Source organism: Leisingera sp. ABM4_101, from assembly GCF_056158725.1.
In genome coordinates this window covers 2,480,574-2,507,379 of the sequence record NZ_JBSWTV010000002.1, presented here as the reverse complement: position 1 = coordinate 2,507,379, position 26,806 = coordinate 2,480,574, and the positions used below count along the sequence as shown (strand labels likewise).

Here is a 26,806-nt window from a genome sequence, read left to right as displayed (position 1 = left end):
TAGCTCCTGAAACTCTGATATTCACATGGTCCGCTGCGCGACGCGCCTTACCGGGCCGCCGTCGGTGATCATATGCGGAGCCTGGCGGATGGTCGCGGCCCTGGTCGGGCGGCCCAGCGAGCGGCGCAGCACCACAGACATCACTTCGAGGTTGGTCTTGAAGAACCCCGGGTCCGGTTCCGGCAGCTGGTCCTGCACCGCCTCGGCCAGTTTCGGCAGCGCGTGGAACGGCACCTGCGGGTAGAGGTGGTGTTCAACGTGATTGTTCATCTTCATGTAAAGGAACTCAGCCAACCAGTTGCTGCGGAAAGAACGGGTGCTTTCCAGGATCGAGGGCGAGTTTTCCTGCAATTCCACATGCTGGATCAGGGTGAACAGCAGCATGACAGGCGCGCCCAGAACCCGCGGGATGACGATCAGCCAGACCGGCCACCAGATGCCAAAGAAGGGAGCGGCAGCAATCAGCGCATAGATGGCCAGCATGATACGCGCGTTGCGCGTCATCTTGGCAAACTCGCCTTCAGGTGTGACCATCTTCATCGTATCGGTGTATTGGCCCACCGCCAGATGCACGAAGACCTGCATGTGGAAGCGCAGCAGCGCAAAGCCGGTGATCTCGGCCAGCCAGCCGCCGAAGCCCATCGGCGTGTCGAATGGCATCTGGCTGTCCTTGCCGACCCACCAGGTATGGGTGTGGTGGTTGGTGTGGGTGTAGCGGCGGTGCAGCGGCTCCTCCATGTAGAGGAGCGATGTGACCCACAGCACCGCCTCGTTCAGCCAGCGGCTGCGGAAGGCGGTTCCATGGGCGGTTTCATGGCTGAAAGAATAAGCCGGCACCGTCAGAAAGATGCCGTGCAGCAGCATCGCGGGCCACATCCAGATTGTGCCAAGCGTGGCCCAGACCAGGGTGCCGGTGGCGGCCAGAAAGGCGATCCACTGCGCGGTATAGATCAAACCGGGCCTGTCGCTGCGGGCGGCAATGGATTTCAACGTCTTCTTGTCGAGCTTCACGCCCGAGGACGCAGCATTAGTGGGAACGTAATCAGGCATCTGGAACCTTCTGGATGGCTGAAGTGTTGTTTCGATTGGATGCAGCAAGCCGACGGGCAGCTGTCGCAACTGCCCGTGGCTTCATCGCCTGCATGGTGTGCCTGTTTTAGCTGGCGTAGTTGGAGCCTTCGTCGTCCAGGATAGCCTTCAGCTCAGCCAGGTGGCGCTCTGCCTGATCCGGGTAATCCTCCAGCTCCTGCGCGGTTTTCTCGGCGACCGCGTCGCTCAGCACCCGCAGTTTCTGCCCCGTTTGCAGCGCCCGGATATAGGTCTCGGCGGCGCGTTCGAAATAGTAGAGGCGGTTGAACGTGTCCGCGACGGTGTCGCCGATCACCAGCACCCCGTGGTTGCCCATGATCATCACCTTGACCTTGGGGTCGGTCAGCATCGAGGCGCAGCGCTCGCCTTCGCTTTCAAACGCAAGCCCGCCGAATTCACTATCGACCACATAGCGGTTGTAGAAAGTGGCGGTGTTCTGGTCGATCGGCGGCAGGGTGCTGTCGGCAAGGCAGGCCAGCACGGTGGCGTGGATCGAATGCACATGCATCACGCAGCGCGCATGCGGGCACAGCCGGTGGATCGAGCCGTGCAGGCCCCAGGCGGTCGGGTCCGGCGCGTCAGGGCGGTCCATGGTCTTGGGGTCATTGGCGTCCAGGAACAAGAGGTCAGAGGCTTTGACGCGGCTGAAATGCACCTGGTTCGGGTTCATCAGGAATTGGCTGCCATCCTCGTTCACGGCCAGGCTGAAGTGGTTCGCCACCGCCTCATGCATGTTCAGCCGTTCGGTCCAACGGAAGACCGCGGCCATGTCGACGCGCTCCTGCCAATGGGTGAGGTTCGGGCTCAGGTCCGCTTGCTTGTTCATTCTGGCGCCTCCCAAAAGTTGCTGCGCTATTGGTGCCAGCCGCAAACGCTGCTGACAAACGATTGATTCACGCGTAATGCATTAATTGAACTAATGCATAGGTCATGCGTCCATGTCTTCTTCCCGGTCCCCCACCTCTTCCTTGCCGCCGCTCACCTGGCTGCGCGCCTTTGAGGCCAGTGCGCGGCACCTCTCCTTCACCCGCGCCGCCGGCGAGCTGAACCTGACGCAATCGGCGATCAGCCAGCATGTGAGGAGCCTCGAGAACTTCCTCGGCCGGGAACTGTTCATCCGCAAAACCCGCGCGCTGGAGCTGTCGGAGGCCGGCGCCAACTATATGCCCATCGTGCGCGAGGCCTTTGACCTGATTGCGGCCGGCACCCAGGCCTTTACCGGCGGCGATCAGGGGCGGCATCTGGTCTTGCAGTGCAACATGGCGTTCTCGGTGTTCTGGCTGTCGCCGCGCCTGCCCCGTCTGTACGAGAGGTTCCCCTGGCTGGTGCTGAACATCGTGACCCCGATCTGGGACCCGGAGCGCCATGCCAGCTCGGCCGGGACTGAAATCCGTTTCGGTCGCCCCAACGATATGTCGGCAGCGGCGATCCGGCTGACCCGCGACCGGTTCTACCCGGTCTGCGCGCCTGGCTATCAAGGGGGCACAGTGGACTTCGGCACCGCGCACTTGCTGGATTGTGCTGGCGTTACAGGATCTTGGGGCGCATGGTTCAAGTCACAGGAACAGCCCTTTGAACGCAATCACGAGATCCAGCTGGCCTCAACTTACGTGATTGCCATGACCGCGGCGGTGAATGGCGCCGGCATTTCCATGTCGCATGACACACTGGCGGGCGGGCTGCTCGAGAGCGGGCAACTTGTGAAAGCCAGCGAACACTCGGCCGAATTGCTGGAGAACTACTTCCTTCTGCCCCCGCCCAGCCATGCGAGCACGCCAGCGTCGCGGGCATTTCTGGAGTGGCTGGAAGGTGAGCTGCCGCCAGTGTGAAGCAGAACATCAGGGTCGCGCCCGACCCTGGGCGGGTGCGAAGCGCCCTCCCGTGGGGAGGGTCGGGCGCGGGCCGGGCCTTTGGCCCGCCGCTTAAGGCATTTTCAACTTTTCCAAACATCACCTGCAAATGTGCGCTATCCGCCCGCCTCTTGCGCGTTAAGCCTTCCGCGGCTATATGCGCGCCACCGGTCGCAGCCTACCCGGTCACCAAAACAAGGGTTCAAACATGAAGACTATCGTTATCTGCTCCGGCGGACTGGATTCCGTTTCGCTGGCCCATATGGTCGCTGAGGAGCATCAGCTGACCCGCCTTGTCTCTTTCGACTATGGCCAGCGCCACAAGAAAGAGCTCGACTATGCTGCCGCCGCCGCCGAACGGCTGGGCGTGCCGCATGACATCATCGACATGCGCGGCATTGGCGCAGCACTCACGGGCTCGGCCCTGACCGATGACATTGACGTGCCGGACGGCCACTACGAGGAAGAGACCATGAAGGTCACCGTGGTGCCCAACCGCAATGCCATCATGCTCACCATCGCTTATGGCATTGCCGCAGCAAACGGCGACGAAGCGGTGGCAACGGCGGTGCATGGCGGCGACCATTTCATCTATCCCGACTGCCGCCCGGCCTTCACCGAAGCGTTTGACGCCATGCAGCGGGCAGCGCTGGACGGCTATGCGGACGTGCGGCTTTACACCCCCTTTGTGCACCGTACCAAGGGCGACATCGTCACCGCCGGCGCCAAGCACAACACCCCCTTTGCAGAAACTTGGTCCTGCTACAAAGGCGGTGATGCGCACTGCGGCCGCTGCGGCACCTGTGTGGAGCGGCGCGAGGCCTTCCATCTGGCAGGTGTCGAGGATCCGACAGTTTATGCCGACCCGGATTTCTGGAAGGCGGCGATTGCAGGCAAGGATGGCGCCTGATGTTCCGGATCACCAAGGAGTTCCATTTCTCCGCCTCGCATCAGCTGACGCACCTGCCGCCCGATCATCAATGCGCCCGGCTGCACGGCCACAATTATGTGGTGGTGGTGGAGCTGGCGGCGAAGGAGCTGAACGCGGACGGTTTCGTGCGCGACTACCACGAGCTGAAGCCGCTGAAGGACTATATCGACGACAGTTTTGACCACCGGCACCTGAATCACGTGCTGGAGGGGCATTCGACGGCGGAAAACATGGCCAAGCATTTCTATAACTGGTGTCATGCGCGCTGGCCGGAAGTCGCCGCCGTGAAGGTCTCGGAAACGCCCAAAACCTGGGCGGAGTACCGGCCGTGACCCTGCGCATCGCGGAAATCTTCGGCCCCACCATCCAGGGCGAAGGCGCCCTGATCGGGGAGCCCACCGTGTTTGTGCGCGCCGGCGGCTGCGATTACCGCTGCGCCTGGTGCGACAGCCTGCATGCGGTCGACAGTGCCTACCGCCACGATTGGGCGGTGATGGCGCCCGAAGAGGTCATGATCGAGGTGCGCCGCCTGTCCGGTGGCAAGCCGCTTACGGTGTCGATCTCCGGCGGCAACCCGGCAATCCAGGACTTTGCTCCGGTGATCGCCTACGGCAAGGCCGAGGGCTACCGCTTTGCCTGCGAGACGCAAGGTTCGGTCAGCAAACCGTGGTTTGCGGATCTCGACACCCTGGTGCTGAGCCCCAAGCCGCCCTCCAGCGGCGAGAAGGTGGACTGGAAGGCCTTCGACCAATGCCTGGAGGCAGCCCAGGGCTGCGGCCAGGCGGTGATGAAGATCGTGATCTTCGATGACAAGGATTATGCCTGGGCCAAGGCGGCCTCCGAACGCCACCCGGAGCTGCCGCTGTACCTGCAGCCAGGCAACCCTGAGGTCGACCCCGATTTGCCCGTCGACCTGCAGCAGGCCACCGACCGGCTGCTGTGGCTCATCGAAAAAGTAACCGGCGACGGCTGGTTTACCCCCCGCGTCCTGCCGCAGCTGCACGTGCTGGTCTGGGGCAACAAGCGCGGCGTCTGAAAATAGGAACCCTGACATGTCTGACAGCATCTACAGCAACCTGAAGCAGCTGGGCGGCGATACCATCGTGCCGCAAAGCCCGGAACAGGCGGAACTGGAGCGGGTGCAGAACCCGCAAGCCGACGTGGCCTATAATGTGCGTTTCACCGCGCCCGAGTTCACCTCGCTGTGCCCGATGACCGGACAGCCGGATTTTGCGCATCTGGTGATCGACTATGTGCCGGGCGAATGGCTGGTGGAAAGCAAGTCGCTGAAACTGTTCCTCACCTCCTTCCGCAACCACGGTGCATTCCACGAGGATTGCACGATCTCCATCGCCCGCCGCCTGGCGGATTTCCTGGAGCCGCAATGGCTGCGGATCGGCGGCTACTGGTACCCGCGCGGCGGTATTCCGATTGATGTGTTCTGGCAAACCGGCCCGATGCCCGAGGGCGTCTGGATCCCGGACCAGGGCGTACCACCCTACCGCGGCCGCGGCTGACACAACCCAGAGCCCCCAAAAGCTTCAAAGCCTGGCAGCGCATCTGCCAGGCTTTTTCGTTTGAAATCAGATAGCCCCCGCAGCCGCACGCACGAATGGCACAGCAGGGGCTCCAACTCAAAATTCAAACAATTTATCGCAAAAGTAGTTAAGATTTTAGACAATCTGCACTCTGTGGCGGCGTCAGCTGGCAATCCGGGATATCCCGGGATGTAAACTATGCGACGGGGGGAGCTACATGAATTCACTGGATTTGGGGAAAACGCTGTCGGGCTATCTGCAGGCGCTTTCGCAGGCAGGTTTGCAAGTCGAGATGTTCACGGATTTTGAGAAAGTGCCCGAAACGGCGGCCACGACGGGGCGGCAATTTCAGATGCCTGGGTTTGCAATCGAGCGAGCCGACCACACCAGGAACTCAGCCTTTTGGCTGTTCCTGCGGGACGGCGGCACCTACATCGGCGGCGCAGCCTCCATGCTGCAGGATCTGGGCCGCGAAACCCTGGCCGATTACCTGCTGCGCACGTCGCGCCACCAATTCCCCAATGATGCCGGCGGCGGAGTGGAAAGCGTTGCGGAACCGCTGGCGCGGGAGGTTAGCGGGCGGCTGGCCTATATCGGAGAGTTGAATTTCCTGCCCGGCCACCGCGGCCGGCGGGCAGAACGGCTGGAGCCCTTCATGCGGATTTTCCAGATCCTGGCGATCCAGAAATGGGACGTGGACTGGATCTATGCCTTTATCCCCGACCGCCACATGCAGGCGCGGCTGGATCTGGTCTATGGCTTCAGCCGGGCCATCCCGCGGGCGCAGAAATGGCGGGACCCGGAGCCGGAGGTGCGCAGTAGCACGGAATGGTTTGTCGGCTCCTCCCGGCTGGAGATGGAGCACATGCTGCGCAGCGACTTAGCCAAATTTGATGTCTTGTGAAAAGTTCACCACAAGCAGCTTGCCATCCGGCAGGTAAACCGGTGCCAGAACCCGCCGGTACTGACGGGTAAAGCGGCGGCCGTTCAGCAGCTTCACATCAAGAGACGGGTGGGTGATCACTGGTTCGCCCCGATTGATCGCCTCGCTATGCGCCATAACCAGATCTGTGTTAATCCGGTTGCTGAATCCGTTCAGCGTGTCCCGAAGCTGATCGCTGCTGGACACTTCGAAACAGACAGAGGCCAGGCTGGCCGGGCCGGAACGGATTGGCTGGATGCGGTTCTGTTCCGGATCCGGGGGATTGAACATATCCACCTGATGCTGCAAGCGGTCGAACCCTTCCAGGCGGCCGCTGTTGGCAAACCACCAATCCAGGAAATCCTGCAGCGACACATCACAGCCGCGGTACTGGCGGGTACGGGCCGCCGCCTGCATCCGGGCATTGAGGATCTCAAACGCCTTGCGCTCTTCCGCATCTGCGCGGCGGTCTTCGAGCAACTCCAGCCCTGCCGTGTCCGACGCAAAATACTGAAACGACACCCCCAGCCCACGGGCCAGAGCATCCAATGTGCTCCAACCGATTTCGCGTTCGTTTTTCAACGCGTTGTTGAAGGTACCGTAAGGGATCCCGCATTTCAGCGCGGCCTGCCGGTTGGACAGGTTCATATCCGCCAGAAGAACCGAGATTTTGTCGTAAATCAGCGCCATATGTGCAAAATCTTTCACATTCCGCGAAACTATTTGCACAAAAGCAACGTTACAGCAATGCAATCTTTGCGTGATCAAAACGGTTTTCGGCAAAAACCCGGCACGCTGCCGCCCCCACTCCGAAACCTTGGGCGGGCCAGCCTTTCAGCAGGCAAACAGGTCATTCCGAAAAAACTGGTGCCCGCGGCCGGACTCGAACCGGCACGGCCATACGGCCAGGAGATTTTAAGTTCCAGTTGAACCGCGCAAAATCAGCAGCTTGGCCGGTTCTGCTCCCACAGACAAAGCGGAAACAAAGGGTGAAGGTGGGAGCTGGCTTTCCGCGCCGATCAAGCTGCGATAATCAGATGAAAAAGGCAGTCAGGAGCGGGCAATGAGCGGCAATCGGATCAAGGTCGAGAGACTGCCAGACGGCAAGGTGAGCGTGCGCAAGGGCTCATGGCACAACGTGTTCGACGAGGAGCGCCGAGAGCCCTGGGCGGCCTGGTATGAGCAGATGTTCCATGAGCGTGGCTACCCGGGCTATCTCGATATGGCGAAGGCTCTGCGCGAGCTACCCCCGCTATGAAGGGCTGGCCCTGGACCGTTCCAGAGGATCTGCGTCAAGCGATGGAAGCCGCCGATCACAACGGCTGGGAGGCGCCCGTGCGCGCCTGGGCAAAGCGGCATGGACTGAAGCTCAAGATTCAGTGGTTCGCCGATCTGCAGCGCCGGCTTGCCACTTTGGACGAATACCGCGATCCGCCCAGCATCCAGACGCGCTGGGGATCTATCAAGGAATGGCTGGAGGAGCGCGATGTGCCGGCGCCTGGTGGACTGCCGTCGCGTCCGGAAATGGAGAGGCCAGATTTCGGCCACTGACGGGATGACACTCCTTTAATCGATGAAACCGGAGGCGTAATTCTTTGTTGAGGGCGCTGAACCATAATGGTTGCAATTTCGGCTGAAACGGTTGCATACAACTCGCAAATTACACAACTAGAGCTCGATTTCCTGATGGCGCCCACACTTAAGATCGACCTTAAGACAAGGATTCTCAGCAACAATATTAAGGTTCATCTGGTTCGCCCCGGCGCTCGATATGCTCTTAGGAATCTCGTGCTAAAGCATGAAGCCCTGCCGGCCGATGCCCCACTGCTGTCACCGGAAAATGGAACTGAACTGTTGGCTGCAGGCAAAATGGCTCCAGAGCTTGAACGAGCGCGCGTTCTCCGGACATGGGCCAGGCGGTCCAAGGGCACCCGCGGCCCAAAGCCCTCTTTGGACATCGACTCCTACCGATTAGATCTCATCGATCCAAAACGAGCGGCAACACGAACAAAGATCAGGAACGCAGCTAACCAGGTTCTTTGGTCGATACCAGGTGGCACATTGGTTGTCATTCCCAGCAACACTCTTGGCGGAAACGCAATTTTGGCCGAGATCGCGCCAAGAAAGGAGCCTCGTCTCATTATTGAAGGTGAGGGGCAACTATCTGGGCTAACATACCCCGCTCGGAAGTTGAGGGGCCTCAAGCAGGTCCCAATGCGTTACCTACCCGAGTCGGTGACAGATGCCGCAAGAACTGTAAAGGTGGTAGAGGAAGTGTCAGGCCATGCCGAAGACAGGGTTCTTCGGCAATACTATGGAGATTATCAGAGATCTACGGATCGCGTGACCGGACTGCTGGCTGGGACCGACGACTTTGATGGCCGCGTAATTGGGCAAATGATCGAGCTGCACATGGCTGTTGAGCATGCGCTGACGACTGGGCAGAAGCTGAGACCCGGGGCTGCGCTTTTCGAGAGTTCTGTTGCGTCTAGCCCTTACTTCCATGCGAGGGTTGATAGTCCCAACGGCAGAGCACATCTTGAGTCCAACTCTTTGGCGACGTTCGTGGTAAAGCTGCTTATGGTCGCGGCCGCTGCTGGGCTTCCGGGTATGGCATGCGCCGAAGCGATCGATGCCGGGCAAATTCTTGTCGAAAACAGCAAAGACCTGGACGGAGTTGACCTAGTTGAAGCAAGCAAAATGGCGCTAGTAGATTTTGTGCGAATTTCAGGGCATGATAACACTGCAACCTACATCGAAGCTTTGCAGGATGGCCTGAACAGAAATGCAGCCAGTGTGGCCGGGGAAGCTGAGTTGTCGGATTAGGATTGGCTATGATGTCGATTGAAATCTTTAAGAAAGGCTGGGGCGTGGTAAAGGGCCACCCCATTACCGCGTTCCTTATAGCAGTGCGCTGGGTGATTTTGATTGCCGGAACAGCGTACTATTTCTTCTATTCTGCCTATGTGGAATCGAAGGACATTAGCACTCAGTTGACTCAGGACTTCGTTGCTGTTGAGGCCAATCAAAATCTGCTAGTCGAGCATTTGGTTGCCCTTACAGACGACCTTTTAAACCCCGCCAAAGTCGTTGACTTAGATGCTGAGCTCGACGAAACGCAGGCCTTGGCTCGGTCGATGCTAGTATCGCTTGGCAAAGTTCGCGCGCCGACGAATTCTGTGATCGAGGCTCGGTCGGAGTACAAAATCGCCCTAGAGGACCTACTTGGGGTGACGAACAAGATACAGCGTAATGGCGTAGAAGGTATGGCGCCCCAACTTCACAATAGTATTCAGCTAGCAGCCAATGAGGCAGGAGAGTTTCGGAGCGCAATCGAAGACTTTCAAGGCGGCACAATTCCCAAAGTCCTTGGATCCATATTCTAAGGACCCGGTCCCAGAACGCCAAAAGCCCCGACGCCAACCGGGGCTTTCTCCTCTCACGGGTCCTCGAAATCGTCTGCGGCGCACGGTGTCAACCGCTCCTCGGGGTACCACAGCTCATATTCGACGTGCCTCACCTTGTAGAGCGTCTTGCCATCTTTCAGCAGTGGCTCATCAAGAATGGTGACCAGCTCTTGGCCGCCAATCCATAGATCAGCCACGGCCCCATCGCCTATTCTGAACTTTGGATCAGGCACCCAGGTTCTCCTTAGCTGGACAGGCGGGCCAGCGCGCGCCGGTTTCGTTTCTCAAGGCTCCGGCCGGGCCCTCCGCCGCGGGACAGGTTGTGCCGGAGATCCGCAATCTTCACGCGCCGAGCCTTCGGGTTTCGGTCCACCCGCTCGATGTAGTCGGCATACCCTCGCCGGGTCGGCGCGTGATTGCATCGAGCGCCGGCCAAATCCGAAGCAACGCCCATGGCAGATAGCCGTCCTCGACTGTATCGTGCAGCAGACCCAGCAAGGGGTGGCCGCTATGCAGAGCTTCGTGCAGGGGGTGCATCATCGCCTCGCTCCATTTGTTGCCCTTCAAAACCCTGGCACTTTCAGCTCCATGAACAAACGCGCCAGGAGAAACAACCAAACCAAAAAGGAGACCACAGGAATACCAAAACCCGAAACTCCTCCCAGCTTGCCAGCCCACCAACTTCCACCGCCTGTCAGTTCCGGTAGGTAATCCTCGACCTCATTAAAGGGTAAAACTCGCAGTCTATTTCTCTCCCAAGCGATTTTAACGCGTCTCATCGCAAGAAAAGCGGCAAAAACAGATGTGATAGTGATCAAGGATAAGACTGCACCAAGCATGCAGACTACGACCAACAGTGTATCAACTCGGCTTAGAATTTCAGGAGTAACGCCATTCTCGAAAACAGCACTAAGGGAGAAAGAGTATGATGCAAACAAGAAAGGTTGCGAGACAGTCAGCCAGTTCACCCTATTTGCGATCAAGTTGTCTTCGTGAATAATGTAACCTCGATAGGCTTCAAAAAGTTCCAACTGCTTTTCAGTCACGTGCTTCGCCCCTCCTTAATTGGATTTTGGGTTAGCCCTCAACAAGGGTGCTTAGCCTTTAGTGCCTCCCGTATTCCGACTGCAGCAGCCGCACTGTAGTAACTAGGGTTGTCACTAAGGAAATTCCTGAATTCATTTACAGTATCTGCCCATGTCCAGCCATTGTCCGGTAGGCAATACCCTAGATGCTGGTCGATCACCGCTTTACTGATATCTTGATCAGGCTGGCCTAGATTTACACCGAAACCCATCCCGTGCATCGCGCCCAAAAAGTAGGCGTGGCACTGTTCTCGGTTTTTTTTGTCTTGAGGGAAGTTAGCACAGATAGTCGAAAGCTCGCCCCCGTCGTAAGCCGTTGCATGAACCGGCGCCATGAGCAGCGCAGCAAGAGTTGCAATTCTAAACACTCAAAATTTCTCCTTTTGTGGACCTTTGACGAAGCGTAAACGCCTCAGTAACAAATCGCACGCATAAAGGGAGAGGGAGTAATGACGCTCTCTTTCTTTCCTTCTAGGCCGCGCAGGCCCGGCAGCGCCCCAACCGCTTGCCGGGCCTCACTCTTAGGTAGAGAGAACCTTTGCAAGCCCTGAAAGCTGAACACGCTGCTTCTCTGGAATGCTATAAAAGGCCCTGACGAGATCAACGGCCTCCTTGGCCTCCAGAATTTCCGCTGTAAGGTGACTGCAGGCCGAGGCGTCTTTTGTCTTCTCCAAACCTTCAAAGAAGTGGGTGACGTCCACCTCAAGCGCTGCGGCGATCTCCCAAAGACGCGAAGCGCTGACACGATTTGCCCCTGTTTCGTACTTCTGGATCTGCTGAAATTTTACGCCAACTACAGAAGCCAGATCCTGCTGGGTCTTTCCGGTAAGCCAACGCCGGTGACGAATTCTCTTGCCAACGTGAACATCAACTGGATGCGGCATGAAGGGCTCCCTCTCTTTCAACTTCCGGCGCCGCTACACTATCCATAATTGAACCGCAAATCACAATTTCCCGCGAATTAGAAAGCCAATCGGGCCTGACAGAGGGGCCGCCCCTGGCGGAGCGGTGACCGGAACCGTGCCTCCCGGAACGAAAAATACCCCGGCTCTCACCGGGGCTTTTGTCCTGGCTCAACTTTTTCCCGCAGGATCAGGTCGCTAAAAGATGAAATCACTAGCGCCTAGATCGCCCATCTCCACGTTGAGCAATGTAATCGTGTTCCCCCGATTGTCATTGATCAGCACATGATCTCCTTCCTGACTCATGTGGTTGTTGCGAAGATCCTTAAGGCCTCTGATTGACCCGACACCAGAGAGATCGATCCGTTCGGAATCATTGTTCTCCGCAAAGTCGCGCACTGTATCGTCTCCGAAACGGTCGGCGAAAACGAAGGTATCGGCTTTGCCACCACCAGTGAGCCTATCATTTCCGGCGCCACCAATAATTTCATCCTTGCCACCATTGCCGAAGATAAGGTCGTTTCCGGCTTGTCCCAAGAGGCGGTCATTGCCAGCCTTGCCCTCCAGTTTATCTCGGCCTCGGCCTCCAAGAAGCTCGTCTCGGCCCTTACCTCCATCGAGAGCATCCGAACCTCCGCCGCCCAACAAAGTGTCTGCGCCACGACCACCGTCTAACGTATCTCTCCCAGCGGCGCCTCTGATCTCGTCATCTCCGCCTCGCCCGAAGAGCTCGTCATTCTCCGACGTGCCATCAAGCACGTCATCGCCTGATGTTCCTTGGGGTGGAGTGACATCAATAAAGCTCCCATCAACGTCAAATGGACCTTCCACGAGGACAAAATCCACCCCAAGATCTGAGCGTGATACAGCGGAGTTGGGCAATACAATTACGTCTCCTGCACCCGCCAAAAACAGCTGCTCAGCCTCCTCGAATGTTTCGATTGGGATTGGCTCGTAAGTTATTGCATTGGTAGAAAAAATGTTAAAAACTGCGATCTCTTGCGGCGTTCCAGTCCTAACAATGACTGTAGCTCCGTCCAGTTCACTGGCTCTGTCAACGCCAATGTCTCTGTGAATAATCATCACAAATGGTGGTTCAACCAATTCACTTTCACTCACAGCGCTCACGCCCGGAATTCTGGATTCCATAAAAGTTCCCTCTTAAAAAATTGCAGCCTGCCCAAGGATAGAGCAGTTATGTGGCTTTCCAAGCCGGAAAGAGGAAGTCACAGGAAATGAAAAAAGCCCCGGCTCTCACCGGGGCTTTCTACCTGACAGGGTCTCAACCTTGCCGCCGCAATCCAGCAGCGCGCGGCGGTCCCTGCCCCACAGAATTTCGATCTGCTGATCGCTCAGCCACCCCGCCGGCACATGCACCGGATCAGCGCATGGGTCCACCGCGTCAACGGATGGCGTTAAGCCGCCGCACCCTGTCAGGGCCAAGGCAGCGCTCCACAGCAACAGGCTCCGCATAGGCTTGCTCCTCCAGCTTTCGGGATAGTTGGTCGCGTTCCCGCCATTCCCGCCCGGCGTCCTCGGCCGGAACGTCGATGATCCGCTGAGCCAGATAGGAGGTGCGGTAGGCCGCCTCGATCTGATCCTCGGTCAGCAGCGAAAGCACATAGGCAGCCCCCGCGGCCTTGTCCCGGCTGGTGCCCATGCCAGAAACAACGTTCTGCAGGCCATCCGCCGCCCGGATCGCAGGCAATATTCCATGCCGGGCTCGATCAGCACAGGCAGATCAAGGTGATGCCAGACTTCGCCGGTGCCGCCCTTCAGCAGATGGCCGGCAAAGTCATCGTCATGCAGGCGCTGCATGATGGCGATGATCGGCACGCCCTCGTGCGCCAGGCGGCTGCGGAAAGTGTTGGTCGCCCGCCGATTCACATTCTCCCGCTTCTTCGGGCTGAAGGCATCATCCGGCTTGAGAGGATCGTCCACCACCAGCGCGCCGGTGAACTTTTCCTTGTCCATGTACCCGGCCCGGAAACCGGTAATCGGCCCGCCGGCCGCCTTTGCCAGCAGCCCGCCGCCCTCGGCCGTCTTCCAGCGATCCTTGGCCTTGCTGTCCGTCCGGATCGAAACTTCGGCCAGCTCCTGGAAGGCCTCTGTCTCGATGAGCGATTTCACCTTATCGCTGTTCTCGCGCGCCAGATCATCCGAGAAGGTGGCATGGATGAACCGTGCCTTCGGATTGATCTGGAAGCCCTTGGCAATGAAGTTCACCACCGCGAACTCGGTCTTGGTGTACCCGGGCGGCAGCGTGATGATCAGCCGGGAAATCTCCCCCCGGAGAACCCGGTCCAGCGTGCGGGACAGCACACGGTGATGCGGCCCCACCAGGAGGGCCATCCCCTCTCGCTCAGGAAAGAACCAAGTCGCGAAGGGCAGCAGCGGGCCGCCCGGTGCAAGGTCAGTCCTCTTCTTCTGCGCCTCCAGCAAGTCCAAGAGCCGCTGGATCGATGCCAAGTTTCTGTGCTTGCTCAATCAACTCAGCCTCGGATTTGCTCTCATCAGCAGTTCGAATGGGGCCGCCGTCTGACCCGGTGTGTTCAATGCGAGCGCTCCGCTTCGGCTCCAACCCGAACAGCTTCACTTTGCCGTTTACAGCAGACACCGCCGCAGACGGCGCACCCAGCTTGATTGCAAGCTTTCGAGCTTCTTCGAACTCATCCAGCGCCTGATGGCGGTTGAAAATGGAAAGCTCTTTGGCCTGCTCCTTAAGCTCCTGGAGCCTTAGGGTGATCTTAGGGTTGTCCAACAGCTGGCAGGCTTCGACATAGATCCAAGAATCTCGGGCATTCTCCTCCACGTCGTATGACTGCCGGTAGGCCTCCGCTGCGTTCCCATGCTCGAAGAAGTGCAGCGCGAAGGCCTCTTGCTTCGGCGTGAGATCGTCAGCCATTCCGGCCTCCTGAAGTTGAATTACCAGCGCTCGGTAAATGCCCCGGCTGGATGAACAGCAGGAGTGGGAGGAATGCCCGAGAGAAAGGCTGCGCCCGGAACATCTACGGAATGCGGATTTGCGAGAAACTCTGCGCCTGTCAGCCCAGCAAGCTCTAGGTGCAATGAAAGCGTCAGCGACGGAGCCCTTGAGCTCCGCCTGTTCCTGAATATCCCGTCAGGTACGCCACGTGGCCGGCCCGGAGCCATGCGATACACGCGCAATTCGGTTATCTACTGAAACTTACCACATATTGTGGTCGCATCAAGATGCCGAGCGCAGATACTCGATAAAAAGAGAAAACCCGCACCTCAAAAAGGGTTGTCAGAAGACAAAATGGTCCGCCGTCAGATCAAGCGCTTCGACCCCTTTCACAAGAACCGTCACGTCCTTGAAAGAAACCTGCGCGCCGGAGGCGCTATCCTCTATCTCTAGCGCACTAAATTTCTGCGCTCCTGCACCGATTGAAATAATATCTCTACTCAAATCGAAATCTTCGATTTCATTATTCCCAAACCCTTTGCGGAAAAAGAACTCGTCTGCTCCCGAGTCTCCGAACAAAGTGTCGCTTCCTTTCCCAGCAACAAGTGTATCTGAACCGCGCCCACCAATAAGTAAGTCGGAACCACTTCCACCTCTGAGATTGTCGGCCCCACGCCCACCATTGAGCACGTCCGCTCCTTTGTTGCCAAAGAGGGAATCTGCTCCGCGTCCGCCGCGGAGTTCATCCGTTCCTCTGCCACCGTTGAGAACGTCGGCGCCAGTCCCGCCATCGAGAGTGTCTGAGCCTCGGCCGCCGTTAAGCGTATCTGCCTGCCGTCCTCCATCAAGGTTGTCCTCTCCGGTGCCTCCAAACAGAATGTCGGCGCCAAAACCTCCTCGAAGCACATCTCTGCCGTCGTGCCCAAATAGAGTGTCGTCCCCACCGTTGCCTTTCAGATTGTCATCCTCGGCGTATCCGAACAGCTGGTCATCGCCAGCCCTGCCAAAAATCACATCCTGGCCATCGGTTCCGTACAGTCTATCGGGACCGTTAGTTCCTTCAATAGGTGCAATCTCCTCGTCCGCTAGAGTGATCTCGGTATTTTCTCCGACGATTTCGACCTCGAACTCGGCCCCTTCGTAGTCTCCCTCCAGAATGATTGTGCTGTCGGTTTCGCCGTCGAGATCAATATCTATGTCCAGGATTGCGGAGCCGAAAGTGACTTTGAGCGCACGTTGGTCAAAGTTCACCCCGGAGATTACCAAAGTGTCATCAACTCCAAAGTTATCTATTCTTAGCCCATCGAACTCTTCAAGTGTTGAATTAATCACTTGCGGCCCGACAGGCAGATCTATGCTTTCAGGTGTTGTACTGAGCGGCAACTGAAGGTCAGGATGATCAACAAAATCATCTTCGAACTTAGAATATGGGACCGCCTCTCGGAAAATTCTCCCCGTGGCGTCCTGGATAAAATCCTGAATCGTGCTGTCATAGTCCAAATATGCTGCAGATCCAATCACAGTTGCGCCAATTGCGAGAGCTGGAATGGCGGCGAGGGATGAGGCTGCCAAAGCTGTAAGGATACCCGCAGCAGCTGCTACCTTTCCAGCGTTGAACAGGAACTTAACGGTCGTATCTGTGACCTCGGTATAGTAGTCCTCGTATGCTTGGTATAGCTCTCTGGACAGTATTTTCTGCGCACCAATTCTAGCATTGACGTCGCTTACTTCAGTGGAAAGAAACTTTTCCATAGCGCTCGCGGAAGAAATGCCAAAGGTGGTGGTTGCGGCCTGCAAGTCGACGCCAATAGTTGCGACATCCAAGAAAAGGCTGATGGGTTTTGTGAGCGGATGTTCTTTAAACCCATTAAGAAATATAAAGAACGTCGACACATATTCCGAAGATTTAGAAAGCTCATTAACGAAGCCTTTCCAAGCGTTGGCGCTTAGAAGCATTTCTTCATTACTTTTGTTATGCCATTCATCCTCAATGCGAAAATTAATTTCAGCCCCCTCAGAGATATGAACAGCCTTTCCTCCCCCCACAGCACTAAATTGAAGGGAGCTTTGCTCATAACTGTTCTCTATATAGGAGCGATCTGGGTGGTCTGGCCGATAAGTGTCAGAGATTGCAACGCCGAGAGGAACAATGTCGCTGGTTCTACCCGCTTTCAACACAAGTTGCTCAAAGTCAACATCTTCTTCGAGTTCTGGGTGCGACAACTCGTGATCTATAATTACTTCATAATCTACGGCTTTGCTAATTTCAATCTTTACGAATTTTTTGCCACCCCCCTCTAAAAAATCGATAAAACTAGGGCCGCCGCTCAAATCAAGCGGGGTTATCGCGATGGAAATATCATCATCCCGAATTACACCGAATTCCGTGTCTGTTCCTATCGCTATCGGTTCGCCCGAAGCAGTGGTTGCGCCGGTAATCACCAAGCCAACTCTATGGTCTTCTTCTCTTTCGATGTCTCCAATGATCTCTACAAATACGGATTGAAGTGTATCGTCGGGGCCAAACTCAACTTCACCATCTGTGGCGACATAGTCCTCACCGGCTTTGGCAGTATTGTCGATGGTGGTATAGGCAACCTTTATGGGTTCTGTCGGCTTCTGGTCCAGAGATATGAAGAATTCCAGATAGTTAGCCTCATCACCTTGCTGGCCATCACCTTCAGATGCAGGCAGCGCACCAACCACGTTCACTTCTGGCAACTCGCTCTCCACCTTCACAAGCTGCCCCCGTATTCTGTATGGGAAGCCTTGGTCAGATTCAGCCCACATAATCAAAGCCGTGCCATCTGAAAGCGTATCAACCGAAGAAAAAAATTGGTTATTGACCACTGTGGAGTTAACGATGAAATCAGATCCTAGCTTATTTCCGTCCGCACTGATCAGCTGAGCATGCACATCGTGCCCATTTTCAGGTCGCTTGTTATCGTACTCCCCCCACGAAATAAGGAATCGGCCCCTATTCACACTTGATATCGACGCATCAAGGTCGGCAGTGTTATTCGGATCGCTAATCTGCAATGGGTCGCCAACTTTGCGACCATCAGCGTTAAACATTTGGGCTCGCACGTAAAACCCTGAAGCAACTTCATCTCCAAGGCCACTCTCCCCCCAGACAATGGCAAACTTTCCGTCCGGAAGCGAGGCGAGTTTAGGATTCGCTTTCCAAGTGCCAGGAGTGCCATCTATCCGAACCAGCTCCCCTGATTTTTGACCATCTCTCAGAAATACTTGAGCAAAAACAGCGTATGACTCAAATTGAGGTTTGGTCCAAGCGACAACGAAACGACCATCTGGGAGCTCAGCAGTTGTAGGACCGTCCGCGAAATCCTGAGTGCGTTGCGAAACTTGAATTTCACTTCCCACCATTTTTCCATCGGCGCCGAATATCTGAGCTTTGATGCGGGAGTCAAAATTGCCATCTGCGCTGTCAATCTCCCGCCAAGTAATGATAAACCCACCATCACCGTACGCCGTTACAGATGGTTGGGACTGGCTGCCGTCTCCTGAAAATCCGACTTGAAAATTGTTGCCGAACACGGTGCCGTCAGAGTTATAGATTTGACTGCGCACTTCTGGCTTGTCCAAAACACGAGCAGCATGCCAAGCCGCAACAAATCGCCCATTGGGAAGTGAGGCAATCGACACTCCACCTTCTCCGAAACTCTCGGTTACAGTTATTTCGAACTCGTCAACTGACTGTTTTCCATCTGCAGTGAATATCTTGGCTTTAACGTCCGCAAGTGAATTACTGTTTTCTTCTAACCAGGTAACCAAAAATCGCCCGTCGGATAGAGCTGTGACTGTGGAAGAAGTTTGCTGGCGCTCTGCTTCTGAGCTAGCTAAAAATTCCGGCCCGATGAACTGCATACTCGTTCCTCACGTCACTATGTGTCCCGGAGCTTCGAAATGGTGGGACCACCGCACTGGGACGTACTTCAACCAACTCCTAAAAGAGAGAGGCTTATTAGCAGCGCTGCTAGTAGCACTAAGGGCTTGCCCTGTATTGTAGATTGACCGAGTAAAGTAACCTGCGCCCCGACAACAAACTAACACACTAAATCCAAGTCCCGCTCTTAATCCAAAAACCGACCAGATGTCGGAGTTTTGGATGGGAGAACGCTTAGAAATGATGGTCTGTCTAATAGAAGGTTTCATGACCCAAATGGACTAGATGAACATTCGAACTTGACGAGCCAGGTCAACTTGACGGTTCACCCCAAGTTTCGACATTGCAGCCTTAACCTGGTTTCGCACGGTATGAATACTCACCTCACGCTGATCTGAAACAGCCCGTATCGGGTTTCCGTCAGCTATCATGACTGCAACTTCAGCCTCCGCCTTGGTCAAGCCAAATCTCCTTTGAAGCGAAGTCGTTGTCTTCTCGACTGATTGTGCTTCGCTGACCAGAAGGACTGTGCAACGGCTCGAAAAACCAAGTGTTGCATCTAAGGGAAGAGCAATTTTTGCCTCAGGCGTGAGCTTAACAAAGCGCATCTGGTAACCTGGCCCACCCACAGAAGGGGTGATCGCCGCTGAGAACGACTGCTCAACCCCTGAGAGCCTAAACCGAAGAAAGCTCTGGTTTATCTGTTGCTGCTCTGCTCCGCACCCGAACGTAAGATTTCCTTTCTGGTCACTGCAAAGAGGATGTCCAGAAGCTATCATGTGCTGCGCCGCAGAGTTGGCAAAGACGATCTTTCCCGTCTCGGACAACACTGCTATCGCGGGCACTTTCTGCATGCCATACTGGGCAGTAAGTGCGGTTTCCAGGCGGCTGCCCGCCAACGCTCGCCTGATTTCAAACGCCTGCTGCAGATGCGGTAACAGCAGATCGACCATACGAAGCCAGTTTTGCTTTATCTTGTCTGCATCACGGTAGCGGATATTGCCACCAATGGCGAATACACGCGTATCATCCTTGAACAACAGCGCTCCGCCACCTTGGATAATTTCCTCCTGCGGTCGCAACCAGTCGTTGTAGAACTCAGTCTTTAGCAGTTCGTTCGTCGGGCACATTGCTTCACAATCAACCGTTACTCCGGCCCGATGTTTGGCAAAGCCAGGTGCCCAGCAGTTTATCGCTTCATAGTAATTGGCATAGTCCTCCATGAATGCCGGATCATAGCCGCTGTAAGCTGCAACTGCAGCGGTGTCTGCCTCGTAGTCGTACCCCACTAGGTGGGTGCAAACTCCTCCAGACTGTCGTGTCAGCTCGCCCAAGAAACAGTCCCACCCCACTTCCCCCATAGCGGCAGAAAACAGAGTCGTCGTGAGCTTAGAAAATTGCTCGACTGTCGGAAATAAATTACTATCCATACTCGCACTCACCTCCCCCAAAAACGTGCAAAACAAGCAGGAGATACAATCTTTATAGCCCCAAAAGCGGGATTCTCAAAACGTTGCGAATCTCCATTTTGAGGCGAGCAACTCACGACAAGCGTGTCCGACGGAAACAGCCTGGCTGTCGGTGTTTCGCTTATTAGAGTCATGCTGGAAGCGACAGCGAAGTTTGATAGAGGGGGATAGGAAACGCCTCTTCAAGCCGCCCCCTTCACGGCCAGCGGGTCAATCTGAACCCGAACCGATTGCCCGAACATCTCCGCCCGTGCCTCGATCATAGGGTGCATATCGTGGGCCGCCTGGACCATGTCGGCGAAGCTCACAATGCGCCCCATGAACGGCCCTGCCAGCACCTCAAGCGCGGCACCAGGCTCAAACTGGCAAATGGCGGCTCGGTCCCGGCTATCAATGATGCGCCGCGCCTCGGCGTTCTCCTCCTCGACTTTGCTCAAGAAGGGCTGCACGTGTTTCTCCACTTCCTTCGGCGCCACCATCATCAGTGAGGGGTTGAGACCGCGGCTCTGGATAGCCTGGGCGAAAAGCTCAGGCGGGATGTCCGCGAAAAGGTAGCCCGGCAGGTAGGCGCTGGTGACGGGCTCCGCGTGGCGCTTCTTGCCCTGGCGTTTGAATTCGATCTTGCGCGGGGCGAATGCCTCAATCCCGAGGGCTCGCAGCTGCCGCTCTACGGCGAACTCACCGCGCTCCTGGGTGATGATCTCGCTCTCTCCGCCCGCGTCCACTTCGAAATGCAGATGGCGTGGCAGGGTGACATTCTTGGTCGTGGTGGTGCCCAGATACCAGGTCATGCGTGGTTCCTCTTCTGCCCGGTTGTTCTCTTGTGGCGGAGCGGGTGCCCTGCCCTGACCCGTGAAATTGCGCTGGCCAGCTCATCGCGTGTCCTGACCGCGTAGCGCTGGCGCTGCATGATGACTTCCAGGATAAATTCGGCGTCCCGCTCGTCTTGCGTTTCGATGGCGAAACGGCCGGCCTCGTATTTGCTGTCGATCTTGCTCAAACGTTGATCCCCGCTGCTTGGCATTCCGCCGCTGTGATGAGGTTTGCCTGGATGCATTCCCCGGCCTGGCTGGGGAGGATGGTGTGGGCCCAGGGCTTACGGGCCCGGATATCGGCCGCTCGGGCCTCCAGCACCTTCTTCGGATCCGCCTTCACCGATGGCGCCGGCACATGCGCCCGCCAGAAGTCATCGGCAAAGAAGTTCTGGCTGAGCTTGATCCGCTGCTGGTCATATCCAGCCACCCGCTTGCGGTAGGCATCAGTCGCTGCGAGCACATCGCCAGGCTGCTCGCCAGCATCGACCAGGGCTTTGACCGCCGCTTCAGTTGCAGCCCAGTTGTCCTTGTTCGCGCAAGCTCGCCAAACCCGGTCAAAGAAAGATCCAAAATCAAACTCGCCCTGGTGCGTGGCGTCAGCCGCGCAATAGGTTCCTTGATGGTTCTTAGGACGGTTTGGGTGCAATTGCTGCGGGGGTACCCCTGCAACTGCTGCAGGGGTGGGGTGCAACTGCTGCAGGGGTGCATCTATTGCACCCCCTATATCTTGTGCCTGCTGACCTACATCTTGGGGAACCCCTGCATTTATTGCGGGGGTCTCCAGAGGGGTGCTGCGGGTCGAAGGGAGGCGAAGAACAGCCTCAATCACGATCCGATATTCATAGGTGTAACCGTTCTTACAGGGCCGCTTGCCAACTTCTTCAATCAGCCCGGCGCTGAGCAACGCCTTCACTGCGTTCTGGATACTGCGCACGCTGCCATACTCAAGGTCCGCCTGCATGTTGGGCTTGCTGACCCAAATTCCGGACCCGTCTTCGCTAGCGCAGTCAGCCATGTATGCAAGAACGCTTTTCATGGTCTTGTCACCGACCTTGCGGCGTTTAACGAGTGTCATAACTTCGACGCTCATCAGTTCTTCCCCGCGGCCCTGCGCATCCTGCGAATGCAGCATTTCATGATTTTCTTCCGCTCGTTCACGTCCTCAGAGAGGATCAGCTTGCGGCGCTCGATGCGAACATGCAGCTTCGCCAGGCGCTCAACCTCTTCCCCGTTGGCGAACTGGAACCACGGGGCATCGATCCCGAAAGGCTCGACCAGCGGCGGGCCGCCGTTGTCGCCGATCATGGTGGCAAGGCGTTCAGCCTCCCGGTCCTGAGCCGCTTCTTCGGCCTGCTGCTCCCGTTCCAGGCGCAGAAAAAGCAGGTCCAGCGGGTCAGCCTGTACACCGGTTGGTGGTGTACAAGCACTGGCCGCGTCGGCTGCATGAAAGGAGGTCGGGCGGATCAATGCAGTCATTTGCGGAGCCACCCCATCTGAGAGGCGCCAGCAAAGAATGCGCCGTCTACCCGGTCCTTCGCCTGCTTGAATGTGCCGGCGTCGTCAGAGCGCGCCGGAACCGACCGCTTCAGCAGCCGCTCAAACAGCTCATAGCCCGCCCGATCCATCTGGAAGGTGAGCAAGCCGCTTTCGGTGCCGGGAATAGCTTTCAGATGTTCGTCGGCCATCAGTGCTTGCTCGCAAACTGACCGCAGGCCCAGGCTGCAACCCCATCGAACAGCTTGCCCCTTTTCTTGGTATGAACCTTTACCAGAGCGCAGAACCCGAAACCCTGGTTCTTGCCTTTGATCACCTCACCGTCGCGGTAGTGAGCGCAGGCGGTGCAACGCTTGTTCAGATCCGGCCGCGCCCAGGTGCACTGGCCCGCCTTTGTCGCAGCGATGCGCGCGGTCAGGTCGCCACCATCAAGGTTCTGGTGAGTTGGATCTTTCATAGGCATAGGCATTCCTCCTGTGCTTAAGGACGGGTTCACTCGTTGAGAGGGTCTGGCGCCGCGCGCCAATCCGGCGAAAATCTCGCCGTCTTCAGTTCAAATTCAGGGGGTCAATCTGGGCCGGTAAAAATCACGCTCCGGCTCTTTAACTACTGCTCGACTGACCACTGCCTCTGTTGGGGGTTCAAGGGTGCTGAGAAGGGGTCAGGGAGGGGCCGGAAGCTCCACGGCCGGATAGGTCAGCCCAATCGCTTGCAGCAGGCGCGGCGACGGGCTAGCAACAACTGCGGGTTGCGCTTTCGCAGAGCGACAACCCGCTACATCCCCAATGAAACACGACTTCAAAGGAAATGATATCTTGGTAAAGGACCCACAGGGGCGCACCCGCCTCGAGCTGGAAGATGCTTTGGGTGCAATGGCATCCCTGGCAAACGGCAACGTTACCGCACCTGCCACCGCAGGAGCGCTAATCCCTATATTAGGCGGACTTGGGACCGCCGCACTGGAAAGCCGCGCCGCCACGGAGCAATTGCTTGAAGGGCAGAAGAAACTCTCCGAGGAGTTTATCCCAACAACTGAGATGATCCTCGAACAAGCCGAAAGGATCAGCGCCTTAGAAATGGCCCTCGCTTGCGTATTGAAGGTCCTCGAAAGCAGATCCGAAGGAGCAGAAGCCGCTGCGCTGGAGGGCCTCAGAACAGTAAAGTGGCTAAAGGAGGATGGCTCAGAGAACGAAAACGTCCAAAAAGCCCAGTTGCGGTTAGCTGAACTCATAGACGGCTTCCCCGGCTAAAAGTCTTGTTTGGACTGCCACTCAAGAAAACAGCGCGGGAATGGCGACTAATTAAGTCTCGTAGAGCCCGCGCTTCCATCTTGATGCGATCAATCTGCTCATTGTGATCGCGGATTTGGTCCACTAGCGGCGAACATTCTAAAATGTCGCTTTTGGTGCCCTCGCTCATGCCCGGCCCTCCGCTTGCGCATCGATGTGCTTAATCGCGGCACTCGCAGCTTCCACGATATCCACCAGCTCGGCGCGGGCCTCTTCACGACAGCCGCCCTCCTCCAGAGCCATGAGGGCATTCGCCCCTTCCCCGCCCTGCTTGATCAATTCGCGGGCGTGCTGGAGATTTGAGAGCGGGTTCGCCGGCACTTCTGCCTGGCGCGCTTCGCTCATGGCGTCGGTCACCCGGCGGCTGCCGGTGATGGCCTGAAGCGCCATAACGTCGCTTGCTGTCCATTGGCGGGAGCCGTTCATCTTCATGGACAGATCAGCGGGGTTGTAGTTGTCACCGCAGTTGCCGGTCTCATGCCAGAAGTCTGCCATCTCCTTCGCGGCAGAGTGCTGTGTCTTGAAGTGACGGGATACCAAGCTGCGCATCAGGGCGTGAACTTGGGCGCGGGGGTCAGCCATGCTCGGGAACCTTATTGCTTTGGTTGTTGGGGGATGAGCGCGCTACACCGGTAGCGTGCAGAGGAAGAAGGCATATCACCGGAAGCAGGGGCATGGATCATTGGCGCGCCTTTCGCTTCTTGGTCTCTGCCTTCATGAAAGCTCGCAAGCGCTCGGCAACGTCAATTGTGCAACTCTTGCCGCCCTTCAGCCGCTTATACAGACGGCTGTTCCCAACCGCCCTGCTGGTCACGGTAGCCGGCGCAATCCCACTCTTGCGGGCAAACGCCTCAATTTCAGATATGAGCTTTTGGATGGTCATGAACACTTATAGGGATAATTTTCCCCTCCACGCAAGGGACAATTCTCTCCTATTTCCAAAGTGTGGTAGGGACTATTGTCACCTTATGCCGCATTCGTTCAAAGAAGCACTCACGCTAGCACTCGAAGCCTCCGGCCTCTCCCTCAAGAAATTGGCGGAAAAGGCAGACGTGTCGTACGAGCAGCTTAAGAAAATCAATCAGGGCAAGACCCTCACGACCAATGCTGAGGACGCACTGAGGCTGGCAAGCGCTGTTGGGGTGAGCCTAGAGAGCTTCATGGCGGGAGAGTTTGACAGCGCGCCTGCCATTGCCATCGCTGGCAAGGTAGGCGCTGGCGCCAAGGTTCCGGTATTCGACGCCTACGAAAAGGGCGACGGCCCGCAGGTGAAGTGCCCACCTGGCCTATCGCCTCACAGCGTTGTGGCAGTCGAGGTTGAAGGCGACAGCATGGAACCGGTTTATTCTGCCGGAGATCTGCTGTTCTACACCCGTAATAGCCATGACAGCGTGCCAGCAGATGTGGTCGGGCATCGCTGCGTGTGCGAGGACGAGGACGGAATGGGATGGGTGAAGCAGGTCAAAGCGGGTGACGAGCCAGGTTTGTTTCATCTGATTTCACTGAACCCAGGCGCAAATACTATGTGGAACAAGCGTCTCAAGTGGGCGGCGAGGGTTCGCCTGCACTGGCCAGCTGATTTGGCCAACAAAAGGTAGAATCCTTGCCAAATCAATCCAACCCGACAGCGACCAAGGTTCTATTTAGCGCTATTTTGGAATTTTAAGGGCGACAGATGAACAACTCAAATATTACGAGCAACCTCCCACTCGGTACGAATAGCGGCTTTCTTAACCCAAACCAGATGTCAGAAGATGATTGGCAATCAGTTAGGTTTGAGTGCGAACAAGTGTTCACCCCCGGCACCCCAATTAAAGAGAGTGAACTCTTCGCCGGTCGCATCAAACAGATTGAAAAGCTAACTCAACGCATTCGCTCACCAGGAAGCCACGCTGTCGTTTACGGTGAGCGCGGTGTTGGCAAATCATCCCTCGTGAACGTGTTCCGCTTCGTCGCAGACGGCTCTGCGAACAAGATACAGTATGTACGGGTTGCAGGAGTAGCCAACGATACATTTTCCTCCCTTTTCCTTAAGGTGTTTAAGCGGATCAGTGTCGAGCGAGAAGGTCAGATGCAGAAGCTATCTGAATTGTATGAAAACAAGACAATTACCGCCGATGACGTGCTGCTTGAGTTTGAGAGCTTTTCCGCTGCCGCAACTCCAATCGTTGTCATCGATGAACTGGATAAAATCCTCTCCCAAAGCGTCAAAGAAGAGATTGCCGAGACAATCAAACTAGTTAGCGACGAGGGAGCGAACGTTACTTTCTTCGTAGTTGGCATTGCCGACAACGTAGCTGACTTAATTGAGGGTCATGAATTGATCGATCGTGCAATTGCCCAGGTCGAAATGCCAAGAATGAGCGACCAAGAGATCATCGATGTCATCCACCCTCGAGTGAAACGGCTTGGCCTTAAGATCACCGAAGACGCGCTTTGGGACTGCGTGTTTCTTTGCAAAGGCTTGCCGCACTACGCTCACTTGATTGGGCTGCATGCTTGTCAGTCTTGCTGCGACCAAAAGACTGCTCTGATTGACAGGGAAGTAATCAAGGATGCTGAAGAGCGAGCCATTGGTGAGAGCAACAGCACAATCAGGACAAACTTCGAAGACGCGATTTTTTCCGAGCGTAGCGGCAACATCTACCTCCCAGTCCTTGTTTCATGTGCGTTGGTAAAGAAGGATACGATCGGGCGCTTCTTCGCTAAGGACGTAGCTAAAGTTCTTTCGGACATAACTGGTAAGGACTACGACGTCCCAGCGTTTTCGTATCACCTAGACCAATTTACAACATATGAGCGCGGCCGAATGCTGGAGAAGCTGGGAAACAAACGCCAGTTCAAGTTTCGATTTCGAGAGGCTTTAGCTGAACCATACGTCCTCTTAAAAGGAAAAGAAGCTGGACTGATCGGCCCTGAGATAGAGAAAAAGTATGGCCCCACTCGCCAACAGGATCTGTTTTCCGGGATAGACTGAAATCAGCCTCATAAGTTTGAGCACTATGCACACATCTACAGCCCCCGCTCCGGCGGGGTTTTTCGTTGCGCACACAACGCGAAAAGTGACAGAAGTCACGACCGTCTCATCCTGGCGAAACACTCAATAGGGACTATTATCCCCACCATCACTTGACGGGGACAATTATCCCCCTTACCTTGGTTCTCAGCAAAGGGAGAACCGA

Annotated in this window: 33 protein-coding genes; 13 read left to right on the top strand and 20 right to left on the bottom strand. The window is 56.5% G+C overall.

Annotated features, from left to right (window positions below):
- Positions 1-21: 21 nt before the first annotated feature.
- Positions 22-1,050, bottom strand: coding sequence for a fatty acid desaturase (locus ACXAEK_RS13430; RefSeq protein WP_475042607.1), 1,029 nt, complete (start codon positions 1,048-1,050; stop codon positions 22-24).
- A 106-nt stretch (positions 1,051-1,156) separates the two neighbouring features.
- Positions 1,157-1,915 (bottom strand): class II aldolase and adducin N-terminal domain-containing protein, encoded by a 759-nt coding sequence (locus ACXAEK_RS13425; protein ID WP_475042605.1) that lies wholly within the window; start codon positions 1,913-1,915, stop codon positions 1,157-1,159.
- Between the two features lie 112 nt (positions 1,916-2,027).
- Between ACXAEK_RS13425 and ACXAEK_RS13420 the strand changes: the two genes are divergently transcribed.
- The 6 genes from ACXAEK_RS13420 (at position 2,028) to ACXAEK_RS13395 (ending at position 6,312) form a co-directional block, all read left to right on the top strand.
- Positions 2,028-2,918, top strand: coding sequence for a LysR family transcriptional regulator (locus ACXAEK_RS13420; protein WP_475042604.1), 891 nt, complete (start codon positions 2,028-2,030; stop codon positions 2,916-2,918).
- A 229-nt stretch (positions 2,919-3,147) separates the two neighbouring features.
- Entirely contained in the window at positions 3,148-3,849 is a 702-nt protein-coding gene (gene queC / locus ACXAEK_RS13415; protein ID WP_475042602.1) for a 7-cyano-7-deazaguanine synthase QueC, read from the top strand.
- Positions 3,849-4,202, top strand: a complete 354-nt coding sequence (gene queD / locus ACXAEK_RS13410; RefSeq protein ID WP_475042601.1) for a 6-carboxytetrahydropterin synthase QueD — start codon at positions 3,849-3,851, stop codon at positions 4,200-4,202. Before queC ends, queD begins: the two co-directional genes overlap by 1 nt.
- Positions 4,199-4,906: a 7-carboxy-7-deazaguanine synthase QueE gene (gene queE / locus ACXAEK_RS13405; protein WP_475042600.1), complete on the top strand. Its 708-nt coding sequence runs from the start codon at positions 4,199-4,201 to the stop codon at positions 4,904-4,906. Before queD ends, queE begins: the two co-directional genes overlap by 4 nt.
- A gap of 16 nt (positions 4,907-4,922) precedes the next feature.
- Entirely contained in the window at positions 4,923-5,387 is a 465-nt protein-coding gene (gene queF, locus ACXAEK_RS13400) for a preQ(1) synthase (protein ID WP_475042599.1), read from the top strand.
- 238 nt (positions 5,388-5,625) lie between these two features.
- Positions 5,626-6,312 carry a hypothetical protein gene (locus ACXAEK_RS13395; protein WP_475042598.1) on the top strand — a complete coding sequence of 229 codons (687 nt, stop codon included), beginning with the start codon at positions 5,626-5,628 and terminating at the stop codon, positions 6,310-6,312.
- Here the strand turns inward: ACXAEK_RS13395 and ACXAEK_RS13390 are convergent.
- The gene (locus ACXAEK_RS13390; protein ID WP_475042596.1) at positions 6,289-7,020 is read right to left on the bottom strand and encodes a helix-turn-helix domain-containing protein; all 732 of its coding nucleotides are present in this window, start codon (positions 7,018-7,020) and stop codon (positions 6,289-6,291) included. The genes ACXAEK_RS13395 and ACXAEK_RS13390 overlap by 24 nt on opposite strands.
- A gap of 373 nt (positions 7,021-7,393) precedes the next feature.
- Between ACXAEK_RS13390 and ACXAEK_RS13385 the strand changes: the two genes are divergently transcribed.
- The 4 genes from ACXAEK_RS13385 (at position 7,394) to ACXAEK_RS13370 (ending at position 9,716) form a co-directional block, all read left to right on the top strand.
- On the top strand, positions 7,394-7,588 hold the full coding sequence (locus tag ACXAEK_RS13385) for a hypothetical protein (RefSeq protein WP_475042594.1): 195 nt from the start codon (positions 7,394-7,396) through the stop codon (positions 7,586-7,588).
- A 41-nt stretch (positions 7,589-7,629) separates the two neighbouring features.
- Positions 7,630-7,881, top strand: coding sequence for a hypothetical protein (locus tag ACXAEK_RS13380; protein ID WP_475042592.1), 252 nt, complete (start codon positions 7,630-7,632; stop codon positions 7,879-7,881).
- 66 nt (positions 7,882-7,947) lie between these two features.
- The gene (locus ACXAEK_RS13375; protein WP_475042591.1) at positions 7,948-9,156 is read left to right on the top strand and encodes a hypothetical protein; all 1,209 of its coding nucleotides are present in this window, start codon (positions 7,948-7,950) and stop codon (positions 9,154-9,156) included.
- 8 nt (positions 9,157-9,164) lie between these two features.
- Entirely contained in the window at positions 9,165-9,716 is a 552-nt protein-coding gene (locus ACXAEK_RS13370; RefSeq protein ID WP_475042589.1) for a hypothetical protein, read from the top strand.
- A 53-nt stretch (positions 9,717-9,769) separates the two neighbouring features.
- Here ACXAEK_RS13370 and ACXAEK_RS13365 read toward each other — a convergent pair whose 3' ends face one another.
- The 16 genes from ACXAEK_RS13365 to ACXAEK_RS13290 form a co-directional block, all read right to left on the bottom strand.
- On the bottom strand, positions 9,770-9,934 hold the full coding sequence (locus ACXAEK_RS13365) for a hypothetical protein (protein ID WP_475042588.1): 165 nt from the start codon (positions 9,932-9,934) through the stop codon (positions 9,770-9,772).
- Between the two features lie 366 nt (positions 9,935-10,300).
- Complete coding sequence (locus ACXAEK_RS13360; protein WP_475042586.1) at positions 10,301-10,783, bottom strand: hypothetical protein; 483 nt, start codon at positions 10,781-10,783, stop codon at positions 10,301-10,303.
- A 38-nt stretch (positions 10,784-10,821) separates the two neighbouring features.
- Positions 10,822-11,190, bottom strand: coding sequence for a Rap1a/Tai family immunity protein (locus tag ACXAEK_RS13355; protein ID WP_475042585.1), 369 nt, complete (start codon positions 11,188-11,190; stop codon positions 10,822-10,824).
- A gap of 153 nt (positions 11,191-11,343) precedes the next feature.
- Positions 11,344-11,706, bottom strand: a complete 363-nt coding sequence (locus ACXAEK_RS13350) for a helix-turn-helix domain-containing protein (protein ID WP_475042583.1) — start codon at positions 11,704-11,706, stop codon at positions 11,344-11,346.
- Between the two features lie 216 nt (positions 11,707-11,922).
- Entirely contained in the window at positions 11,923-12,873 is a 951-nt protein-coding gene (locus ACXAEK_RS13345) for a calcium-binding protein (protein WP_475042581.1), read from the bottom strand.
- Positions 12,874-13,126: 253 nt separating this feature from the next.
- On the bottom strand, positions 13,127-13,345 hold the full coding sequence (locus ACXAEK_RS13340; RefSeq protein WP_475042580.1) for a hypothetical protein: 219 nt from the start codon (positions 13,343-13,345) through the stop codon (positions 13,127-13,129).
- Positions 13,330-14,193, bottom strand: coding sequence for a hypothetical protein (locus ACXAEK_RS13335; protein WP_475042578.1), 864 nt, complete (start codon positions 14,191-14,193; stop codon positions 13,330-13,332). The genes ACXAEK_RS13340 and ACXAEK_RS13335 overlap by 16 nt, the downstream gene beginning before the upstream one ends.
- Positions 14,138-14,629, bottom strand: coding sequence for a terminase small subunit (locus ACXAEK_RS13330; protein ID WP_475042577.1), 492 nt, complete (start codon positions 14,627-14,629; stop codon positions 14,138-14,140). The genes ACXAEK_RS13335 and ACXAEK_RS13330 overlap by 56 nt, the downstream gene beginning before the upstream one ends.
- Before the next feature lie 363 nt (positions 14,630-14,992).
- Positions 14,993-18,538, bottom strand: coding sequence for a Calx-beta domain-containing protein (locus ACXAEK_RS13325; protein ID WP_475042575.1), 3,546 nt, complete (start codon positions 18,536-18,538; stop codon positions 14,993-14,995).
- Between the two features lie 300 nt (positions 18,539-18,838).
- Positions 18,839-19,846, bottom strand: a complete 1,008-nt coding sequence (locus ACXAEK_RS13320; protein WP_475042574.1) for a helix-turn-helix transcriptional regulator — start codon at positions 19,844-19,846, stop codon at positions 18,839-18,841.
- Positions 19,847-20,208: 362 nt separating this feature from the next.
- On the bottom strand, positions 20,209-20,817 hold the full coding sequence (gene nusG / locus ACXAEK_RS13315) for a transcription termination/antitermination protein NusG (protein WP_475042572.1): 609 nt from the start codon (positions 20,815-20,817) through the stop codon (positions 20,209-20,211).
- The gene (locus ACXAEK_RS13310) at positions 20,814-21,026 is read right to left on the bottom strand and encodes a hypothetical protein (protein ID WP_475042570.1); all 213 of its coding nucleotides are present in this window, start codon (positions 21,024-21,026) and stop codon (positions 20,814-20,816) included. The genes nusG and ACXAEK_RS13310 overlap by 4 nt, the downstream gene beginning before the upstream one ends.
- Positions 21,023-21,931, bottom strand: coding sequence for a hypothetical protein (locus ACXAEK_RS13305; RefSeq protein ID WP_475042568.1), 909 nt, complete (start codon positions 21,929-21,931; stop codon positions 21,023-21,025). Before ACXAEK_RS13305 ends, ACXAEK_RS13310 begins: the two co-directional genes overlap by 4 nt.
- A complete protein-coding gene (locus ACXAEK_RS13300; RefSeq protein ID WP_475042567.1) occupies positions 21,931-22,317 on the bottom strand; it encodes a hypothetical protein in 387 nt (128 codons plus the stop codon). The genes ACXAEK_RS13305 and ACXAEK_RS13300 overlap by 1 nt, the downstream gene beginning before the upstream one ends.
- Complete coding sequence (locus ACXAEK_RS13295) at positions 22,314-22,526, bottom strand: hypothetical protein (RefSeq protein ID WP_475042566.1); 213 nt, start codon at positions 22,524-22,526, stop codon at positions 22,314-22,316. Before ACXAEK_RS13295 ends, ACXAEK_RS13300 begins: the two co-directional genes overlap by 4 nt.
- A complete protein-coding gene (locus tag ACXAEK_RS13290; protein WP_475042564.1) occupies positions 22,526-22,792 on the bottom strand; it encodes a hypothetical protein in 267 nt (88 codons plus the stop codon). Before ACXAEK_RS13290 ends, ACXAEK_RS13295 begins: the two co-directional genes overlap by 1 nt.
- A 328-nt stretch (positions 22,793-23,120) precedes the next feature.
- Here ACXAEK_RS13290 and ACXAEK_RS13285 point away from each other — a divergent pair, with 328 nt between their 5' ends.
- Positions 23,121-23,585 (top strand): hypothetical protein, encoded by a 465-nt coding sequence (locus ACXAEK_RS13285; RefSeq protein ID WP_475042563.1) that lies wholly within the window; start codon positions 23,121-23,123, stop codon positions 23,583-23,585.
- A 165-nt stretch (positions 23,586-23,750) separates the two neighbouring features.
- Here the strand turns inward: ACXAEK_RS13285 and ACXAEK_RS13280 are convergent, their stop codons facing one another.
- Complete coding sequence (locus ACXAEK_RS13280; protein WP_475042561.1) at positions 23,751-24,206, bottom strand: hypothetical protein; 456 nt, start codon at positions 24,204-24,206, stop codon at positions 23,751-23,753.
- Positions 24,207-24,298: 92 nt separating this feature from the next.
- Between ACXAEK_RS13280 and ACXAEK_RS13275 the strand changes: the two genes are divergently transcribed.
- Complete coding sequence (locus ACXAEK_RS13275; protein WP_475042559.1) at positions 24,299-25,222, top strand: S24 family peptidase; 924 nt, start codon at positions 24,299-24,301, stop codon at positions 25,220-25,222.
- Positions 25,223-25,299: 77 nt separating this feature from the next.
- The gene (locus ACXAEK_RS13270) at positions 25,300-26,601 is read left to right on the top strand and encodes an nSTAND1 domain-containing NTPase (protein ID WP_475042558.1); all 1,302 of its coding nucleotides are present in this window, start codon (positions 25,300-25,302) and stop codon (positions 26,599-26,601) included.
- Positions 26,602-26,806: the final 205 nt, after the last annotated feature.

Bases quoted from the DNA above. Each gene is read 5' to 3' on its own strand.
- ACXAEK_RS13305 (WP_475042568.1), bottom strand. From the start codon at position 21,931: ATGAGCGTCGAAGTTATGACACTCGTTAAACGCCGCAAGGTCGGTGAC.
- queD (WP_475042601.1), top strand. From the start codon at position 3,849: ATGTTCCGGATCACCAAGGAGTTCCATTTCTCCGCCTCGCATCAGCTG.
- ACXAEK_RS13285 (WP_475042563.1), top strand. From the start codon at position 23,121: ATGAAACACGACTTCAAAGGAAATGATATCTTGGTAAAGGACCCACAG.
- ACXAEK_RS13420 (WP_475042604.1), top strand. From the start codon at position 2,028: ATGTCTTCTTCCCGGTCCCCCACCTCTTCCTTGCCGCCGCTCACCTGG.
- ACXAEK_RS13295 (WP_475042566.1), bottom strand. From the start codon at position 22,526: ATGGCCGACGAACATCTGAAAGCTATTCCCGGCACCGAAAGCGGCTTG.
- queF (WP_475042599.1), top strand. From the start codon at position 4,923: ATGTCTGACAGCATCTACAGCAACCTGAAGCAGCTGGGCGGCGATACC.
- ACXAEK_RS13300 (WP_475042567.1), bottom strand. From the start codon at position 22,317: ATGACTGCATTGATCCGCCCGACCTCCTTTCATGCAGCCGACGCGGCC.
- ACXAEK_RS13290 (WP_475042564.1), bottom strand. From the start codon at position 22,792: ATGAAAGATCCAACTCACCAGAACCTTGATGGTGGCGACCTGACCGCG.
- ACXAEK_RS13425 (WP_475042605.1), bottom strand. From the start codon at position 1,915: ATGAACAAGCAAGCGGACCTGAGCCCGAACCTCACCCATTGGCAGGAG.
- ACXAEK_RS13385 (WP_475042594.1), top strand. From the start codon at position 7,394: ATGAGCGGCAATCGGATCAAGGTCGAGAGACTGCCAGACGGCAAGGTG.
- queC (WP_475042602.1), top strand. From the start codon at position 3,148: ATGAAGACTATCGTTATCTGCTCCGGCGGACTGGATTCCGTTTCGCTG.
- ACXAEK_RS13430 (WP_475042607.1), bottom strand. From the start codon at position 1,050: ATGCCTGATTACGTTCCCACTAATGCTGCGTCCTCGGGCGTGAAGCTC.
- ACXAEK_RS13270 (WP_475042558.1), top strand. From the start codon at position 25,300: ATGAACAACTCAAATATTACGAGCAACCTCCCACTCGGTACGAATAGC.
- ACXAEK_RS13330 (WP_475042577.1), bottom strand. From the start codon at position 14,629: ATGGCTGACGATCTCACGCCGAAGCAAGAGGCCTTCGCGCTGCACTTC.
- nusG (WP_475042572.1), bottom strand. From the start codon at position 20,817: ATGACCTGGTATCTGGGCACCACCACGACCAAGAATGTCACCCTGCCA.
- ACXAEK_RS13395 (WP_475042598.1), top strand. From the start codon at position 5,626: ATGAATTCACTGGATTTGGGGAAAACGCTGTCGGGCTATCTGCAGGCG.
- ACXAEK_RS13325 (WP_475042575.1), bottom strand. From the start codon at position 18,538: ATGCAGTTCATCGGGCCGGAATTTTTAGCTAGCTCAGAAGCAGAGCGC.
- ACXAEK_RS13370 (WP_475042589.1), top strand. From the start codon at position 9,165: ATGATGTCGATTGAAATCTTTAAGAAAGGCTGGGGCGTGGTAAAGGGC.
- ACXAEK_RS13390 (WP_475042596.1), bottom strand. From the start codon at position 7,020: ATGGCGCTGATTTACGACAAAATCTCGGTTCTTCTGGCGGATATGAAC.
- ACXAEK_RS13350 (WP_475042583.1), bottom strand. From the start codon at position 11,706: ATGCCGCATCCAGTTGATGTTCACGTTGGCAAGAGAATTCGTCACCGG.
- ACXAEK_RS13345 (WP_475042581.1), bottom strand. From the start codon at position 12,873: ATGGAATCCAGAATTCCGGGCGTGAGCGCTGTGAGTGAAAGTGAATTG.
- ACXAEK_RS13280 (WP_475042561.1), bottom strand. From the start codon at position 24,206: ATGGCTGACCCCCGCGCCCAAGTTCACGCCCTGATGCGCAGCTTGGTA.
- ACXAEK_RS13375 (WP_475042591.1), top strand. From the start codon at position 7,948: ATGGTTGCAATTTCGGCTGAAACGGTTGCATACAACTCGCAAATTACA.
- ACXAEK_RS13275 (WP_475042559.1), top strand. From the start codon at position 24,299: ATGGATCATTGGCGCGCCTTTCGCTTCTTGGTCTCTGCCTTCATGAAA.
- ACXAEK_RS13380 (WP_475042592.1), top strand. From the start codon at position 7,630: ATGGAAGCCGCCGATCACAACGGCTGGGAGGCGCCCGTGCGCGCCTGG.